Source organism: Pollutimonas sp. M17 (assembly GCF_025836975.1).
Classification (GTDB): domain Bacteria; phylum Pseudomonadota; class Gammaproteobacteria; order Burkholderiales; family Burkholderiaceae_B.
In genome coordinates, this window is sequence record NZ_CP107548.1 from 71,025 (window position 1) to 88,345 (window position 17,321).

Consider the following 17,321-nt stretch of genomic DNA (forward strand, 5'->3'; position numbering starts at 1 on the left):
AGTTTCCAATTACTGCGTTTCAGCAGCGATAGCGCGGATAATACGAGGTGGGAATCGCACTATGCAAGTCGAGGGTCATAAAAGCAGCCCCATGCCGGGTGGCGATTGGGCCGGTTTCCTGCGTAAATCGGCCCTCGCGCTGGCCTGTCTGCTGCTTGCCAGCGCACTTGTCTGCTGGGTAGCGGCAAACTGGGAGTATGCCAGCATTCTCCAGAAGCTGGCCGGCGGCCAGTTGGCCCTTGTTGCGCTGGTGGCGGCAAGCTGGCTGCTGGGCGATAGGCCCGGACCCGGCGGAAACCGCAATTTCTCGGTTTCTGCCCAGCTTGCGGGACTGGCGGCCCTGATGCTCGGGGCGCTGCTGGCGCTGATCGGCCAAATATATCAGACGGGAGCGGATGCCTGGACGCTGTTTATCGGGTGGCTGGCGTTGCTGCTTCCCTGGCTGCTTGTGCTGCGCACGGTGTTTCTGGGCCTGCTGTGCGCGTCGCTGCTCAATGTGGGCCTGGCCTTGTACATGGATGCCCGGGGCGGGTGGGCGTGGTTCGCTTCTTCATCGGCCTGGCTGGAAACCGGTGTCTTGCTGACGCTGGCCAACGGCGTCTTGGTGTGGATCTGGGAGCGCCATATCCTTCTTCTGGACGACGGCTGGCGCATCGGGCCGCGCGCGCTGGCGTCCGCCGCCGCGGCCTGGCTGGTGGTTGCCGCCCTGGCCAGCCTGGATACGGGCGCGGGTCCAGCGTTGCTTGTCGTGCCGGGTCTTGCCGCCTGCGCCTTCCTGTACAAGGTATACGCCGCCCGGCTCCCGGATCTGGCCATGGTCAGCCTGGCGGCGGCGGTCGCGATGCTGCTGGCGGCGATTCTGCTGCTGTCCTGGGTCGATTCCGAATTCGCCCTCCTGGCGATCATTGCCGTGCTGCTGGGGCTGACCGTGCTGTTCATGCGCCGCCTGCGCGGCTTGTTGTCCCAGCGCGGCGCGGATCGGACGGATGCCGCGCCGGCGGCGGAAGAACCCTGGTTCATCGTCCTGTTCCGCCTGGCCGCCATGGGCGTGACGGCCTTGCTGATGGTCGCCTTTCTCGTCGTGGTGCTGGACCTGGATGTGGAACGGCTGTGGATCCCGGGGGTGCTGTCCTGTGCCGGCGGGCTATTGCTCCGGCAAACCGTTGCGCAGCGGTATATCGACGAACTGGGCCTGGCACTGACGGCTGCGGGTTTGATCATGACCGGTATCGGCCTGTTTGCCCTGGAGGACTTCTCTCCCTTTGCCCGCGCGTGGCTCTTGCTTGCCTTGGGGGTGCTGCTGTATCGCTGGTCCGGCAACGCCGCCTTGCGTTTCCTGACCGCCTTCATTGCGCTGGCGCTGGCTTCATGGCTGACCTGGCCCGAAACCAGCCGTTACGACCTGTGGGATGTTACAGGCAGCGGCCGGGTCTGGACGTACTTTCCCGCCTACCTGCGCTTGTGGTGGCTGGCGGTGGCGGCCATTCTGGCATTGGCCGTGGGAAGCCGGCGGCGCGACCCCGCTTTTTGGCTGCCTTTGGCCTGGGCGTTGATTTGCCTGACCCAGCTGATTGCATGGCTGGCCCCGGCGCCCGCCCTGCAGGCCATGCCGGATGCCTGGCTGCAGGCGCCGGGCCTGCTGATTCTTTGGCTGGCATGCGCGGCCTTGCCCGTTGTTGCGCTGGGCGCCTTGCTGTGGCGCGCGAATCGCCTGCCCGCCGGCCTGCGTCGTGGCGCGCCGGCCGCGCTGGCGGTGGCCAGCCTGGGCTGGATGGGCGCGCCCGGCGTCTCCATGGCGCTGCTTTGGCTGATCCTGGCTTATGCGCTGGCACAGCGGACCTTGGTGGTCTTCGGCGTGCTGGCCTTGCTGGCCTACCTGGGCCGTTTTTACTATCAACTGGACTCCACCCTGCTGCATAAATCCCTGGTGCTGGGCTTGACGGGAACCTGGCTGCTGCTGTCCTGGCATGTCCTGGGCCGTGGCGCCCGCCGCCACATCGGGTCGGAGCCGTGCCCCCAGGTTTCATCCGTCGCCGCCATGCCTGATCCGGCCGAGCCGGCGGGAACAGCGGGCTCGGCCGCGATGGAACGCCGGCCCGTCCCGCCCCATGGCCTTTCAGAAGGTGTTTCGCCGCGCATGCGCGCATTGGGACTGCTTGCGGGCCTGATCGCCGCCTTGGGGCTGGCCAATGCGGAAATCTACCGCAGCGAGCGGATACTGGCCCAGGGCCAGCCGGTGGTGCTGGCCCTGGCGCCGGTGGACCCGCGCTCGCTGATGCAGGGCGACTATATGGCCCTGCGCTTCGACGTTGCCGACCAGTTGCCCCAGGCGCTGGGCCTTGCACCGGCCCCGGTGGCCGAGCGGGTCGAGGCCCGGCGCGGCGGCTATCTGCTGCTGGAGCCGGATCGGCGGGGCGTGCACCGCCTGGCGGCCGTGTTGGCCGATCCGGACGCCAGGGAGGGCGGCAAGACAGTGCCCGAGGGGGCGGGCGATGCCGCTTCGGCTATTCTGGAATTCCGCTTGCGCCATGGGGTCGCGCAGATAGGGGCCAATGCCTGGTTCTTCCCCGAAGGGCAGGCCGGGCGCTATGCGCCGGCCCGATTCGGCGAATTCCGCGTCGACCGGCACGGAAGGGCCCGGCTGCTGCGCCTGCTCGACGAGCAGCTCGCACCCCTGCCTCATTGACAGAATGATCAGCGTGGTCAGTGGGCTTGCAAGCCGTAGCGGGCGGCCCACTGGCGTTGCGCCGTTTGCCAGAAAGAAGGCGGATCGGCGGCGTCGACGGCCTCGAAGCCCAGCGCCTCCCAGGCGCGGTTCAATGTATTCATGGGTTGGGACAGATCCATGGCGGCCGCATGATTCTGCTTGGACAGCTTGCGGCCCGTCTCGTCCCGCAGCAAGGGCACGTGCATGACCTGCGGATAGGAAATGCCCAATTGCCGCGCCAGCACCCTCTGCCTGGCGGTCGAATCAAGCAGATCCGCGCCCCGCACGATATGCGTAATGCCCTGTTCCCCGTCGTCCACGACGACCACCAGTTGGTAGGCCCACAGGCCGTCGGCGCGCTTGACGATGAAGTCGCCTGTTTCGGCGGCCACATCCTGTTCCTGGGGCCCATGCCATCGATCCTGGAAGCGCTCTATGCCCGGCGGCACCCTGAGACGCCAGGCGCGCGCGGACCGGCCGGGAGGCAGGCCGTGCCGACAGGTGCCGGGATAGGCGCCCTCCGGCGGCAGCTCCTGGCGCGTGCAGGCGCATCCATAGACCCGGTCCTGGGCGGCCAGGGCGTCGAACGCGTTCTGGTACAGCCCAAGGCGCTGGGACTGCCACACAGGCGGACCGTCCCATTGCATGCCCAGGGCGGTCAATTGCTGCATGATGAATCTGTCGGCGCCCGGGACCACCCTGGGCGTATCGATATCTTCGATGCGCAGCAGCCACTCGCCGTGATGGACGCGCGCATCCAGGAAACTGGCCATGGCCGCCAGCAGCGAGCCGTTATGCAAGGGGCCGCTGGGGCTGGGGGCAAAACGCCCGCGATAACGGCTTTCGCTACCTTGGGAATGCGGCATCATGCAACCGGGAGCCTGGTTTAATGCGACAGGCGGGTGTGATCGTCGGCCAGGAGTTCTTCGAATACCAGATGGTCGACCTCGGCTTCCTGGCTCCAGAGGACCATGAGGGCGATGATCTTGATCTTGGCCAGCGAAATGGGCGATTCGTTGGTGGCTTCCGCGCGCTCGATGAGGATTTCGCGCAGCACGGTGGGCAGCACGCCGGAGTTTTCCAAGAAGGTGATGAAGCCTATGGCCTGCGTGCCCAGTGTCTGGTACTCGTGGTCGGTGAAGACGCGCCGGCTGTCGCCTTGAGGGTTTTGCGCAAGCTGGCCGCATTGTTCGGTGGTTTCCGCCAGGCCATGCAGCCAGCCCAGGGCATCGTTGATGTCTTCGTGCTCGAAGCCTACGGCGGCCAGTTTGTGCGCAAGCACATCCGCTTCGGGGCACGCTTGCGGTGTATAGTAGGTTTCGAATAAATAAACCAAAATATCGAACATATGGATGCGATTCCGGTTGCCGTGTGTGAAAGTCAGTAAATAAGAAGGTTAACCGAAAGTTATAAACGACTGTACGCTGATTTTTTCCCAGCGGCAACCGCAGCATGTTGCTGCAAACATACGCTTGCGGGCAGGGGCTTGGCCGGACGCACAGACATGGTTCCATCCGGGACATGAGGGGTGAGCATGGAAGAGCTGAGGTTGCGGGAGCGCGAAGCGGGTCTGGTCCCAGAGGCGTTTTGCATTGCCCCGGCGGCGGTCGCGGGCGGTTTGTCGCAGGACATCGACACGCCCAGCCTGGTGCTGGATCTGGATGCGTTCGAAGACAATCTGCGCACGATGCAGGTGCTGGCCGAGCGGCACGGCGTTGCGCTGCGGCCCCATGCGAAGGCGCACCGCTGTCCGGAAATCGCGCTGCGCCAGGTGGCGCTGGGGGCAGCGGGCATCTGCTGCCAGAAAGTCGCCGAGGCGGTGCCTTTCGTGCAGGCGGGATTGCGCGACATCCACATCAGCAACGAGATTGTGGGAGAGCCCAAGCTGCGCTTGCTGGCGCAATTGGCCAGGAAGGCGCATATCACGGTCTGCGTTGACCACCCGGTGGCCCTGAAGGCGCTTTCGGCCGCCATGGCGGCGCATGGCGCCTCGGTGGGCGTCCTGGTCGACGTGGATGTGGGGCAGAAGCGCTGCGGGGTCCAGACGCCCGACGAGGCCGTGGCGCTAGCCGGGCTGGCCCAGTCCCTGCCCGGTGTCGGCTTCACGGGCATCCAGGCTTACCACGGCGGCTTGCAGCACAAGCGATCGCTGGATCAGCGCCGGAAGTCCTGCGACAAGGCGGCGCGCCTTATCCGCCGGTACCTGGATGCGCTGGAGCGCGCCGGAATCGCCTGCCCGGTTGTCACGGGCGGCGGCACGGGCACGGCGGTGTTCGATGTGGCCAGCCAGGTCTATACGGAAATCCAGTCGGGCACGTATGCGTTCATGGACACGGACTATGGAAGCATAGACTGGGGCGAGGCGCTGGCTTTTCGGCACAGTCTGTTTCTATTGGGCACGGTGATGAGCACTCCGACTGCGGATCGCGCGATCATGGACTTCGGGCTGAAGTCGACCAGCGCGGAAAGCGGCGCGCCGCAGCCGGTGGGTTGGCCGGGGCTGCGCTGTGTGGCGGTGCATGACGAGCACAGTATCCTGCAGGCGGATGATGCGAAGAATCTGCCTGTGCTGGGCGACAAGATCCGCCTGATCCCCGGGCATTGCGATCCTACGTTCAATTTGCACGACAGCGTGGTGGCGGTGCGCGGGGATCGGGTCGAGGCGATATGGGCGATCAGCGCTCGGGGGCTTAGCCGGTAAACGTACTCGGCTTTTTATCTATTTTCTTTTTTATGCGCTGGCTTGGCATGTGAGCCGGGTTCTTTATCTGGTTCTTGAGGCAGGCGTGCTGGCGCAGGCCGGGGCGGGCTCACCGTCCGCGGTCCCGTTCCGGGACTACTCGCGTTTCTGGCCGCTGGCGGGGCGGCCGTGAAACTCGCAACGTTGACAGCCCCCCGGGCTGTCAACACCCGTGTTGCTCGAGCAGTCACGGCCTTGCCTCCCCGCCAGCGGCCAGAAACGCGACGCTCCCGAATTCGCCAGCCCCGGCCTGCGCCAGCACGCCTTTGCATCAGAGGCTGATGATGGATGTTGACCCCGGTCGCTTGAAGGGTTTCTGGTCGAGGTGGTCTGTTTGGCGATGTCCCGCCTGAGGGTATCTGCACGATCTGTTTGAAGCGATTCGGAGGACCTTGCTATCGTCATTGCATCGCCGTGTTGATGAGAGATGGTCAAGTGAACAGCTTGCCGCTAACTGCGATTCGGCAGTGGCGAATGGCCCCAGTGACGAATTGCCTCATCGATGTGGTCGCCTCGTAGCGATGCCGTAGCGCTGGCCGGCAGGCGATGATAACTTGCTCACCAGCAGGGGACTGTAAGCTCCATCTGACCGCGGCTAGGCCCACACAGCCCAGGCACCCGCCGTTACTCGCCGATGGAAATCAGCTCCGCCCCGTCCGTCACCTGATCGCCGACCTGGAAGAACACCTCCTCGACCGTACCGTCGGACGGCGCCGTGATCGTGTGCTCCATCTTCATGGCCTCCATCACCAGCAGCGTATCCCCACCCCTCACCGTGTCGCCCGCCTTCACCGATATCGAAATGATCTTGCCGGGCATCGGCGCCGTCAGGCCGCCATCATGGCCGCCCGCGTCGTCCTCCGCATGCGCGACCGCATCGTGGATCTGCAGCTTATATACGCCGCCGTCGCAAAAGACGTGAACCATTTCCCGGCTCACCACCACCGTACCCGATGCGTCCGCGCCGTCCAGCCGGATGCGGACATCGTAGCGTCCGGGCGCGGCGGCGCTTGCATCCCATTCGAACGAGCTCGCCGCCTGGCCGGAATACCTCCAGTCGGGGCCATCGCGTTCGATCTGGACCTCTCGCAGCGCATCCTGATCCAGCAGGCCGAAGACCTGCCGGTAGCGTCCTGTCACCCGCCATCCATCGGCTTGTGCCCAGGGATCGACATGGGCCTTGTTCTGGCGTGATGACGAATGGACCAGGCCGCGGCTGGCCAGCAGGGCGGCGATCGCCAGAGCCATCACGCTGTCGGGAGCTTCGTCCGCGGGCGGGAACAGGCTATCGTGCTGCCGCTCGATCAGGCCCGTGTCCAGGTCCGCCTGGGCGAAGGCCGGGTCCAGCATCAGGCGGCGCAGGAAGGCGATATTGGTTTGCACCCCCACGCTCCGGATTTCGCCCAGCGCCTGCACCATGCGCGCGCGGGCCTGCTCGCGGTCGGCGCCCCGGACGATGAGCTTGGCGATCATGGGGTCGTAGAACGGAGTGATCGTATCGCCGGCCCCTACTCCGCCGTCGACCCGTATGTCGCCGTTCTGGAAGGCCGCATGCGGGGGGAAGACCAGCGTGTCCAAGGTGCCGATCGACGGCAGGAAGCCCTTTTCGGGGTTCTCGGCATAGATGCGAGCCTCGATGGCGTGGCCGGTGATGGCCAGGTCTTCCTGGCGCAGCGGCAGCGGTTCCCCCGCCGCGATGCGCAACTGCCATTCCACCAGGTCGTGCCCGGTAATCATTTCAGTGACCGGATGTTCCACCTGCAGGCGGGTGTTCATCTCCATGAAATAGAAACGGCCGTCGGGCTCGGCAATGAACTCCACCGTGCCGGCGCCCACGTAGTTGACGGCGCGCGCCGCCGCCACGGCGGCCTCGCCCATGGCGCGGCGGCGTTCCTCGGTCATGCCGGGGGCGGGCGCCTCTTCGATGACTTTCTGATGGCGGCGCTGCACCGAGCAATCGCGCTCGAAAAGATAGACGCAGTTGCCATGCGTGTCGGCAAAGACCTGGATCTCGATATGGCGCGGCTTTTGCAGGTAGCGTTCGATCAGCACCTTGTCGTCGCCGAAGCTGCTGGCCGCCTCGCGCTTGCACGATGCCAGCGCCTCGGCGAATGCCGCGCTGTTTTCGACGATGCGCATGCCCTTGCCGCCCCCGCCCGCACTGGCCTTGATGAGCACCGGGTAGCCCATGGCGTCGGCTTGCTGCTGAAGAAAGCCGGGATCCTGATTGTCGCCGTGATAGCCCGGAACCAGCGGCACGCCGGCTTTTTCCATCAGTGTCTTGGCGGCCGACTTGCTGCCCATGGCGGCAATCGCGCTGTTGGGCGGTCCCACGAACACGATGCCGGCGTCGGCGCAGGCCTGGGCGAAGGCCTCGTTCTCGGACAGGAAGCCGTAGCCCGGGTGTATGGCCTGCGCGCCCGTGCGCCGGGCGGCTTCCAGGATGGCATCGCCGCGCAGGTAGCTGGCGCGCGGTTCGGACCCGCCGATATGGACGGCCGTATCGCAGGCCGCGACGTGGCGCGCATTGGCGTCGGCATCCGAATAGACGGCCACGGTGCGCAAGCCCATGCGATGCGCCGTCGCGGCCACGCGGCAGGCGATTTCCCCGCGGTTGGCAATCAGTAAAGTGGTGAACACGTCGACTCCTTGGGATTACATGCGGAACACGCCGAAACGCGTGTCTTCGATAGGCGCATTGAGCGCGGCCGACAGGCCCAGGGCCAGCACGCGCCGGGTATCGGCCGGCATGATGATGCCGTCGTCCCACAGCCTTGCGGTGGCGTAATAGGGGTGTCCTTCTTTCTCGTATTGTTCGCGTATGGGGGCCTTGAAGGCCTCTTCCTCGCCGGCGCTCCAATTGCCCCCCTTGGCCTCGATGCCGTCGCGGCGCACCGTGGCCAGCACGCTGGCCGCCTGCTCGCCGCCCATGACCGAGATGCGTGCATTGGGCCACAGGAACAGCAGGCGCGGGCTGAACGCGCGGCCGCACATGCCGTAATTGCCGGCGCCGAACGAGCCGCCTATGAGGACGGTGAACTTGGGCACCGACGCGGTCGAGACCGCCGTGACCATCTTGGCGCCATGGCGGGCGATGCCCTCGTTCTCGTACTTGCGGCCGACCATGAAGCCGGTGATGTTCTGCAGGAAAACCAGCGGAATCTTGCGCTGGCAGCACAGCTCGATGAAGTGGGTGCCTTTTTGCGCCGCCTCGGAAAACAGGATGCCGTTGTTGGCGACGATGCCCACCGGCATGCCGTGCAGGTGGGCGAACCCCGTCACCAGGGTGGTGCCGAAGCGCGCCTTGAACTCGTCGAACTCCGAACCGTCGACGATGCGGGCGATGACCTCGCGGACGTCGTAGGGCTTGCGCGTGTCGTTCGGGATGATGCCGTTCAGTTCCTGCGGATCGTACAGCGGTTCGGCGTAGGCCTTGCGCTGCAGCTGGACGGGCTTGTGGTGATTGAGCCGGCCGATGGCGTTGCGTGCCAGCTGCAGCGCGTGCAGGTCGTTGTTGGCCAGGTGGTCGGCCACGCCCGACAGCCGCGTATGCACGTCGCCGCCGCCCAGGTCTTCCGCCGTGACTTCTTCGCCGGTGGCCGCCTTGACTAGCGGCGGGCCCCCCAGGAATATCGTGCCCTGGTTCTTGACGATGATGGACTCGTCGCTCATGGCGGGTACATAGGCGCCGCCCGCCGTGCACGAACCCATGACCACGGCGATCTGGGCGATGCCCTGGGCCGACATGGTGGCCTGGTTGTAGAAGATGCGCCCGAAGTGGTCGCGATCGGGAAAGACCTCGTCCTGGTTGGGCAGGTTGGCGCCGCCGGAATCGACCAGGTAGATGCAGGGCAGCCGGTTCTGCTGCGCGATCTCCTGCGCCCGCAAATGCTTCTTGACCGTCAAGGGGTAATAGGTGCCGCCCTTCACCGTGGCGTCGTTGCAGACGATCATGCATTCGGTGCCGGCCACGCGCCCTATGCCCGTGATGATGCCCGCGCCCGGCGCGGCGTTGTCGTATACGTCATGCGCCGCTAGCGGAGAAAGCTCCAGGAAGGGTGTGCCGGGATCCAGCAAGCGCTCGACACGATCGCGCGGCAGCAGCTTGCCGCGCGCCAGGTGTTTGGCGCGCGCGGACTCGCTGCCGCCTTGCGCGGTCGACAACAGCTTGTCGCGCAGGTCGTCCACTTGTTCCTGCATGGCGCGGGCATTGTCGATGAATGCCTGCGAGCGGGGATTGATACGGGATACGATGACGGGCATTGCAATTCCTAGATGAACAAAGAAGGACGCCGGCCGGCGAAGGCGCGGCGCCTGGGGGCCTCTGGATACGTTCGAGCGGCAAGCGGGCGCATGCGGCGCGAAGAGGTGTACGGAAGCCCCTGCCGGCGGCTTCAGGCCATTTCGATGGCCAGGGCAACGGCTTCGCCGCCGCCTATGCACAGGGATGCGATGCCGCGCTTGCCGCCGGTCTTGCGCAGCGCGCCGACCAGGGTGGTCAGCAGACGCGCGCCCGATGCGCCGATGGGGTGGCCCAGGGCGGTGGCGCCGCCATGGATATTGACCTTTTCATGGGGCAGCTTCAGCTCGACCATGGCGGCCATCGTGACCACCGCGAAGGCTTCGTTGATCTCGTACAGATCCACGTCGTCGGCCGACCAGCCGGTCTTGGCAAAGAGCTTCTGGATCGCTCCGACCGGCGCGGTCGTGAACCAGCCGGGCTCTTGCGAATGCTGGGTGTGCCCGACAATGCGGGCCAAGGGCGTTGCGCCCAGCTTTTTCGCCGTCGATTCGCGCATCAGCACCATGGCGGCGGCGCCGTCCGAAATGGACGATGAGTTGGCGGCGGTAACGGTGCCGTCTTTCTTGAACGCGGGCTTGAGGGTTGGAATCTTCTCGGGCATGGCCTTGGTTGGCGCTTCGTCGGTATCGATCACGGTGTCGCCCTTGCGGCCGGCCACGGTAACGGGGGTGATTTCCCATTTGAAGCTGCCGTCTTCCGTGGCGGCGCGTGCGCGACGCAGGGATTCCAGCGAGAAAGCGTCCTGTTGTTCGCGCGTAAAGGTGTATTTGGCCGCGCAATCCTCGGCGAAGACGCCCATGGCCGTGCCGCGCTGGTAGGCGTCTTCCAGGCCGTCCAGGGCCATGTGGTCGTAGACTGTGGAATGGCCGTAGCGATAGCCCTGGCGGCCGCGCAGCAGCAGGTAGGGGGCATTGCTCATGCTTTCCTGGCCGCCCGCCACGACCACGTCGGCGCTGCCGGCCGCGATGATGTCATGGCCGAACATGGCGGCCTTCAGGCCGGAGCCGCAGACTTTGTGGATGGTGGTGCAGCCCACGCCCAGCGGCAGGCCAGCGCCCAGCGCCGCCTGGCGTGCCGGAGCCTGGCCCTGGCCGGCTTGAAGGACATTGCCCATGATGACTTCGTCGACGGCCTTGCCGTCGATGCCGGCGCGCTCGATGGCGGCCTTGATGACGATGGATCCCAGCTCATGCGCGGACAGGCCGGACAGGCTGCCCATCATGCCGCCCATGGGCGTGCGGGCGACGGAAACGAGAACGATAGGGTCAGACATGATGTGCTCCTGATAGCTACATTGAATAAGTGGCGCCCGCTGAATGCCGGGCGGCTGAAACATGAAGGCGGCGATCGTCCTCATAGGGGAAGATGTCTTCGATCCGGCCCTGGGCCGCGCGCTCGCGGCAGGCCTGCCACCAGTGTACGTCCAGCAGGTCGGCATGGTGCCGCATGAAGGCGTCCCGCACGCGCGGGTCGCCCAGCAGGAACGTACTGAACTCCTCGGGGAAGACGTCGTTCGCGCCGACGGGATACCAGGGCTCCCCCGAGAGCTCGGCCTCTGGATAGGGCGCGGGTGGAATGCGGCGAAAGCGCATCTCCGTCATGCGCTGGATTTCATCGTAGTCATAGAATACGACCCGGCCCAGGCGGGTCACGCCGAAATTCTTGAACAGCATGTCGCCGGGAAATATATTGGCGGCGGCCAGCTCGCGTATGGCGTCGCCGTAGCGCTTGACGGCCCGCTCCAGCACGGCGTCCGAGGCGCGCGCCAGAAACAGGTTCAGCGGCGTCATGCGCCGTTCGATGTATACATGGCGCAGGACGATGAGTTCGCCGGTTTCCTCCAGGAGGCTGGGAATCTGTTCGCGCAGTTCAGCCAGCAGCCTGTCCGAGAACCGCGCGCGCGGCAGCGCGACCTGCGAGTACTCCCAGGTGTCGGCCATGCGCCCGGCGCGGTCGTGCTTCTTCACCAGTTGATACTTGCGCCGCACGGTGGCGTGATCCATGCCGTCCTTGGCGATGCGGTCGCGTATCAGCTTGAAGACGTAGGGATAGGATGGCAGGGTGAAGACCGTCATGACCAGCCCTTTGATGCCGGGGGCGATGTCGAAGGCATCGCGCGAATGCGCAAGGTGGTGCAGGAAGTCGCGATAGAAAAGCGTCTTGCCCTGTTTTTGCAGGCCTATGGCCGTATAGAGCTCGGCTTTGGGCTTGCGCGGGAGCAGCGTATTCAGGAAATGCACATAGGCCGCCGGGGTTTCCATGTCGACCAGGAAATAGGCGCGCGTGAAGCTGAACAGCGTGCTCAGGTCGTCGGGGGCATGCAGCAGGGCGTCCAGGCGGATGTGGCTGGAAGGCGTGTGCAAAAGGGCGATGGCAAAGGGATGCGTCGTGCCCTGGTTGATCAGGCGGCCAACGATGTACGCGCCCTTGTTGCGGAAGAACAGGGAGTTCAGGACATGGACCTGGCAGTCGGGCGCGATGCGGCCGCCCATGCCGCGGGGCAGCAGGCGGCACAACTGCCGCAGGGCCATGCGCGCCAACTTGCGGGCGTCGGCCGGCAGGTCGGCGAAGGGCGCGGCCAGGCCGAAATCGGCGACCATGCGGACCAGTGAGTTCTCCAGGCCTTCGGTGTTGGGGTAGTACACGCGGTACGAGGGCAGCCGGCTGTCCAGGTATTCGGTGGCGATGGCGGGCCGCACGAACAGGAAATCGTTGTTGAAGTAATCACGGTGCAGTATGCGGCAGGAAACCGAATTGAAGAAGGTTTCGGCGCATTCGGGCTGGCGATGCCCTGAAAGCAGCAGCACGTATTCCGACTTCACGGCCTGCCAGAAAGAAAGCTGCGCCGGCGTCAGGCCTTGCAGGGCCGACGCCCCCTCCGGGCTGGCGTCGCTGCCTTTCAGCGCATTGGCCAGCAGCGCCGTGCATTCGTTCACGCGCGTATCGTAGTACTCGATGCGTTCCTGGGAAAGCTGCTGGATGCCGCGCCAGTTCCCCGATTCGAACAGCGACTTGGCGCGCTGGGCGCCGTAGCGGAACAGGGCGTAATGGCGATTGAAGCCGTCCAGCATGGCCTGCGCGACAGCCTGCGGCGGCAGGCCGGCTGGCTGCATGGGCTCGATGCGCTGATGGTCTCCCGCGAAGATCATGGCAGGGCTCTTGGCTTATGCGTTCAGGGGCGGCTGGGCGGCAACACAGGCGCGGCGCTCAGGCGGTTTCGTTGAACAATTCACGCCCGATCAGCATGCGCCGGATCTCGCTGGTGCCGGCGCCGATTTCATACAGCTTGGCGTCGCGCCACAGGCGGCCAGTGGGGTACTCGTTGATATAGCCGTTGCCGCCCAGTATCTGTATGCCTTCGCCGGCCATCCAGGTGGCTTTCTCCGCGCAATACAGAATGACGGCGGCGCAGTCCTTGCGCACTTCGCGCACATGGCCCGAACCGAGCCTGTCCAGATTCTTGCCCACCGCGTAGCAGAAGGCGCGGCTGGCCTGCAGGGTGGTGTACAGGTCGGCGACCTTGCCTTGTATCAGCTGGAATTCGCCGATGGCCTGGCCGAATTGCTTGCGGTCGTGGATGTAGGGCACCACCACGTCCATGACGGCCTGCATGATGCCCAGCGGGCCGCCGGCCAGGACCGCGCGTTCGTAATCCAGGCCGCTCATCAGCACCTTGACCCCGCCATTGAGTTCGCCCAGGATGTTCTCTTCGGGTATTTCGCAATCCTGGAACACCAGTTCGCCGGTATGGCTGCCGCGCATGCCCAGCTTGTCCAGCTTCTGCGCCACCGAGAAACCCTTGTAGCCCTTCTCGACGATGAAGGCCGTGATGCCGCGTTGCCTGGCGGCCGGATCGGTCTTGGCGTAGACCACCAGCGTATCGGCATCGGGGCCGTTGGTGATCCACATCTTGGTGCCGTTCAGCACATAGCGGTCGCCTTTCTTCTCGGCTCGCAGCTTCATGCTGACCACATCGGACCCGGCGCCCGGTTCGCTCATGGCCAGCGCGCCGACGTGCTCTCCGCTGACCAGCTTGGGCAGGTACTTGCGCTTTTGCGCTTCCGTGCCGTTGCGATGCAGCTGATTGACGCACAGGTTGGAGTGGGCGCCGTAGGACAGGGCCACCGAGGCGCTGGCGCGTGAGATCTCTTCCATGGCGATCATATGTGCCAGATAGCCCATGTTGGCGCCGCCGTAGGTTTCGTCCACCGTCATGCCCAGCAGGCCCAGGTCGCCGAACTTGCGCCACAAGTCCATGGGAAACTGGTCGCTGCCGTCGATTTCGGCGGCTCGCGGCGCGATCTCGGCCTGGGCAAAATCGTGAACGGCGTCGCGCAGCATGTCCAGGTCGGAGCCCAGATCGAAATTCAGGCCGGGAAGATTCATCGTTGTCTCCAGTGTCGGTCCTGAAAGCGGCCTCTGGAGCAGGCGGCCGACTTTGCAGGGACGGGAAAGTGTATTTATATTACGTTTACGTAAACGTCAACTACAAGGGTTTTCCCGAATCAACGGGAGTCGGGCTCGTCAAGGTCATGAAAGCGCCGATGCATGAAGGCCTCATCTTGAAGTTCGCCGCGCCAGCAAGGCTTCGCACTCTTTCTGCTGAACGTCGATTTCCTTCAGCGTTTCCTCCAGATCGCGGCGCTGCTGCTCCAGCACGCCGCGATGCTTGGCCAATACCGACATGTAGTGGCGCAACTGCGCCGCCGTGTCTCCGGGGCCGTCGTACATGTCGATGAGGCTGAGGATCTCGCTTAATTGCAGGCCCAGTCTTTTGCCTCGAAGGGCAAGCTTGAGGCGGGTGCGGTCGCGCGCCTGGTAAACCCGGTTGCGACCGTCGCGGCTGGGACTGACGATGCCCTGGTCTTCATAAAAGCGTATCGTTCGAGGAGTGATGGAAAACTCCTGCGCAAGCTCGGAAATGGTCCAGGTGGTGTCGGTCATGACGAGTGAATTAGCAGTTTACGTTAACGTAAACTATGATGCCATATTATGTGGCAAAGGCCTATCGCGTTAAACACGGAGACACGATGAACCCGAATGAAAAGAAACTGGACTATCCCTGGGGCGACCAGCAACCGGGGCCCGGCCAGACCCGCGTGGTGGCCGACGGCTTGCGCTGGATACGCATGCCGCTGCCCTTCGCCCTGGATCACATCAACCTGTGGCTGCTGCGCGATGAAATCGACGGCCGCCAGGGATGGACCATCGTGGACTGCGGCGTGGCGCGCGACGAGGTCAAGGCCTTGTGGGAGCAGGTGTTCGAGAACGCGCTGGAGGGACTGCCCGTGCTGCGGGTGATCGTGACCCATATGCATCCCGACCACGTGGGCCTGGCGCACTGGCTGTGCGAGCGCTGGAATGCGCCCTTGTGGATGACCGCCACCGACTTCATGACGGCGCGGCTGTGGTCCAGGCCCGCCGTGAACGGTTTGAACGCGGGCGGCCCCAATGGCCAGTCGGCGGTCGAGCATTTTACCCGCCATGGCCTGGCCGACCCGGAAGCGCAAGATAAAATCCGCCAGCGCAGCAGCTACTACCCCAGCCTGGTGCCCGATGTTCCGGCCCGTTTTCATCGCATCATGGACGGCGACAGGTTCACGATAGGCGGGCGCGAGTGGCGCGTTATCGTGGGTTATGGACATGCCCCGGAGCATGCCTCCTTATATTGCGAGACGCTGCAAGCATTGATATCGGGCGACATGGTGCTGCCGCGCATATCGACCAACATCAGCGTGTTCGACTACGAGCCCGACGCCAATCCCTTGCCGCTGTATTTGAATTCATTGCGCGCCTACGACAACCTGCCCGAAGGCACCCTGGTGCTTCCATCCCATGGCCGGCCTTTTCGCGGGCTGCATGAACGCATCGCGCAGCAGCATGCCCATCATGCCGAACGCCTGCAGGAAGTCCTTGATGCCTGTATCCAGCCGCAAAGCGTCACGGACATCGTCCCGGTGATGTTCAGGCGCAAGCTGGACTTGCATCAGCTTACCTTCGCGATGGGCGAGGCGCTGGCGCATTTGCATGCCCTGTATTTCCAGGGAAAGCTGAGCCGGTCCACCGGCGCAGACGGCGTCATTCGATTTCAGCAGGCAGCCGCCTAGTATCAAGCCCCCTGTTCGGAGTATTCATGATTCCTGATTGGGCGATGCAGGCCCTGCCCACCTTGCCGGTATTCGCGGTGCTGGCGGCGGCTACTTTCGTGGGCGGCCTGATGCGCGGCTTTACCGGCTTCGGAGCCGGTTTGCTGATGGCCCCCGTTTTCAGCTTGTTGATGCCGCCCACCCATGTGCTGGTGGTCATCCTGTTGCTGAATCTGCTGACGACCATCCAGATGCTGCCCGACGCGCTGCGCATCGTCGACTGGAAGCTGGTCATGCGGCTGTTCCTGCCCTCCTTGCTGGGCCTGCCCGTGGGACTGGCCATGCTGCACATGGTGGATCCGGTCATCATGCGCAAGACGGTGGGGGTCGTGGTAACGCTGGTAGCCGTATTGATGCTGGCGGGCTGGTATTACAAGGGCCGACGCGGCGTGCTGCAGGATACGCTGACAGGCGCCGTCAGCGGCTTCATGACGGCCATCGCAGGCATAGGCGGGCCGCCCATCATCCTTTATCTGCTTTCCATTCCCGGAATGTCGTCCAGCGTGTTGCGCTCGGTCAGCCTGGTGTACTTCAGTTTTGCACAGGTGGCCACCCTGACGCCGCTGGCCATCGGCGGATCGCTGCGCGTCGAACATGCGGTCTACCTGGCCGTCCTGATGCCGGTGTCCATCATCGCCAGCATGCTGGGCACGTGGCTGCATCGATGGTCCGTGGGACGCCAGCAGAACTACGTGCGCGTGGCGTCCCTGTACCTGCTGCTGTTTACCGGCCTGGCCGCGTTCTTCCTGTAGAACCCGGGCCTGGCGCCCGCCCTGGGCGCCGCCGCTCCTAGCGGTTGGACAAGGCCAGTTTCAAGGCCAGGCCCAGAAATACCGTGCCCGCGACGCGGTTCAGCACGCGTTGCGCGGTGGGCGATCGTTGCATGCGCTGGCCCACGGTTCCCGAGAACCAGGCGATCAGGCCGAAGACCAGCAAGGTGGCCACCATGAACAGCGCGCCCAGGCTGACGGTTTGCGCCGCCACCGATCCGCGCCCGGGGCTGGTGAACTGAGGCAGGAAGGCCAGGAAAAACAGCGATACCTTGGGATTGGTCAGATTCATGACGATGCCGCGCCGATAGAGCAGCGCCTTGCCCAGCCGCAGCGGCTTCTCTTCGCCGCCTGTCTGAACAGGCGCGCGGAAAGCGCCCCAAGCCAGATAAACCAGGTAGGCGGCTCCGGCCAGCTTGAGTACGGTGAAGGCGGTTTCCGACGCCGCGAATACGGCTGCCAGGCCCACGGCCACCGCCAGCGTATGGCCGATCAGGCCCGTGCAAAGCCCCAGCACGACGAACATCCCGGACGTGCGACCCCACATGGCCGATTGCATCAGCACGAACAGGTTGTCGGGGCCGGGCGCCAGGGCCAGCAGCACGGCAATCCCGAAGAAAGAAAGCGCTACGTCATAAGTCAGCATGATGGGGCT

Annotated in this window: 13 protein-coding genes; 4 read left to right on the forward strand and 9 right to left on the reverse strand. The window is 64.8% G+C overall.

The window, feature by feature from the left end:
• Positions 1–61: 61 nt before the first annotated feature.
• Entirely contained in the window at positions 62–2,686 is a 2,625-nt protein-coding gene (locus tag OEG81_RS00315) for a GDYXXLXY domain-containing protein (RefSeq protein ID WP_264130694.1), read from the forward strand.
• A 17-nt stretch (positions 2,687–2,703) separates the two neighbouring features.
• Here OEG81_RS00315 and gluQRS read toward each other — a convergent pair whose 3' ends face one another.
• Positions 2,704–3,573 carry a tRNA glutamyl-Q(34) synthetase GluQRS gene (gene gluQRS / locus OEG81_RS00320; protein ID WP_412034153.1) on the reverse strand — a complete coding sequence of 290 codons (870 nt, stop codon included), beginning with the start codon at positions 3,571–3,573 and terminating at the stop codon, positions 2,704–2,706.
• 20 nt (positions 3,574–3,593) lie between these two features.
• Positions 3,594–4,055 carry a DUF494 family protein gene (locus OEG81_RS00325; RefSeq protein ID WP_264130696.1) on the reverse strand — a complete coding sequence of 154 codons (462 nt, stop codon included), beginning with the start codon at positions 4,053–4,055 and terminating at the stop codon, positions 3,594–3,596.
• A gap of 186 nt (positions 4,056–4,241) precedes the next feature.
• Between OEG81_RS00325 and OEG81_RS00330 the strand changes: the two genes are divergently transcribed.
• Positions 4,242–5,408 carry a DSD1 family PLP-dependent enzyme gene (locus OEG81_RS00330; protein WP_264130697.1) on the forward strand — a complete coding sequence of 389 codons (1,167 nt, stop codon included), beginning with the start codon at positions 4,242–4,244 and terminating at the stop codon, positions 5,406–5,408.
• 663 nt (positions 5,409–6,071) lie between these two features.
• Here the strand turns inward: OEG81_RS00330 and OEG81_RS00335 are convergent.
• From OEG81_RS00335 to OEG81_RS00360, 6 genes are all read right to left on the reverse strand, one after another.
• Entirely contained in the window at positions 6,072–8,087 is a 2,016-nt protein-coding gene (locus OEG81_RS00335; protein WP_264130698.1) for an acetyl/propionyl/methylcrotonyl-CoA carboxylase subunit alpha, read from the reverse strand.
• 15 nt (positions 8,088–8,102) lie between these two features.
• Positions 8,103–9,710, reverse strand: a complete 1,608-nt coding sequence (locus tag OEG81_RS00340; RefSeq protein ID WP_264130699.1) for a carboxyl transferase domain-containing protein — start codon at positions 9,708–9,710, stop codon at positions 8,103–8,105.
• A gap of 131 nt (positions 9,711–9,841) precedes the next feature.
• On the reverse strand, positions 9,842–11,023 hold the full coding sequence (locus OEG81_RS00345; protein WP_264130700.1) for an acetyl-CoA C-acyltransferase: 1,182 nt from the start codon (positions 11,021–11,023) through the stop codon (positions 9,842–9,844).
• A gap of 16 nt (positions 11,024–11,039) precedes the next feature.
• Entirely contained in the window at positions 11,040–12,899 is a 1,860-nt protein-coding gene (aceK, locus tag OEG81_RS00350; RefSeq protein ID WP_264130701.1) for a bifunctional isocitrate dehydrogenase kinase/phosphatase, read from the reverse strand.
• Between the two features lie 58 nt (positions 12,900–12,957).
• The gene (locus OEG81_RS00355) at positions 12,958–14,136 is read right to left on the reverse strand and encodes an isovaleryl-CoA dehydrogenase (RefSeq protein ID WP_264130702.1); all 1,179 of its coding nucleotides are present in this window, start codon (positions 14,134–14,136) and stop codon (positions 12,958–12,960) included.
• Positions 14,137–14,307: 171 nt separating this feature from the next.
• Positions 14,308–14,694: a MerR family transcriptional regulator gene (locus tag OEG81_RS00360; RefSeq protein WP_264130703.1), complete on the reverse strand. Its 387-nt coding sequence runs from the start codon at positions 14,692–14,694 to the stop codon at positions 14,308–14,310.
• Positions 14,695–14,780: 86 nt separating this feature from the next.
• Between OEG81_RS00360 and OEG81_RS00365 the strand changes: the two genes are divergently transcribed.
• Entirely contained in the window at positions 14,781–15,857 is a 1,077-nt protein-coding gene (locus OEG81_RS00365) for an MBL fold metallo-hydrolase (RefSeq protein WP_264130704.1), read from the forward strand.
• 26 nt (positions 15,858–15,883) lie between these two features.
• Entirely contained in the window at positions 15,884–16,648 is a 765-nt protein-coding gene (locus tag OEG81_RS00370; protein ID WP_264130705.1) for a sulfite exporter TauE/SafE family protein, read from the forward strand.
• 37 nt (positions 16,649–16,685) lie between these two features.
• Here the strand turns inward: OEG81_RS00370 and OEG81_RS00375 are convergent, their stop codons facing one another.
• Positions 16,686–17,312 carry a LysE family translocator gene (locus OEG81_RS00375; protein WP_264132659.1) on the reverse strand — a complete coding sequence of 209 codons (627 nt, stop codon included), beginning with the start codon at positions 17,310–17,312 and terminating at the stop codon, positions 16,686–16,688.
• Positions 17,313–17,321: the final 9 nt, after the last annotated feature.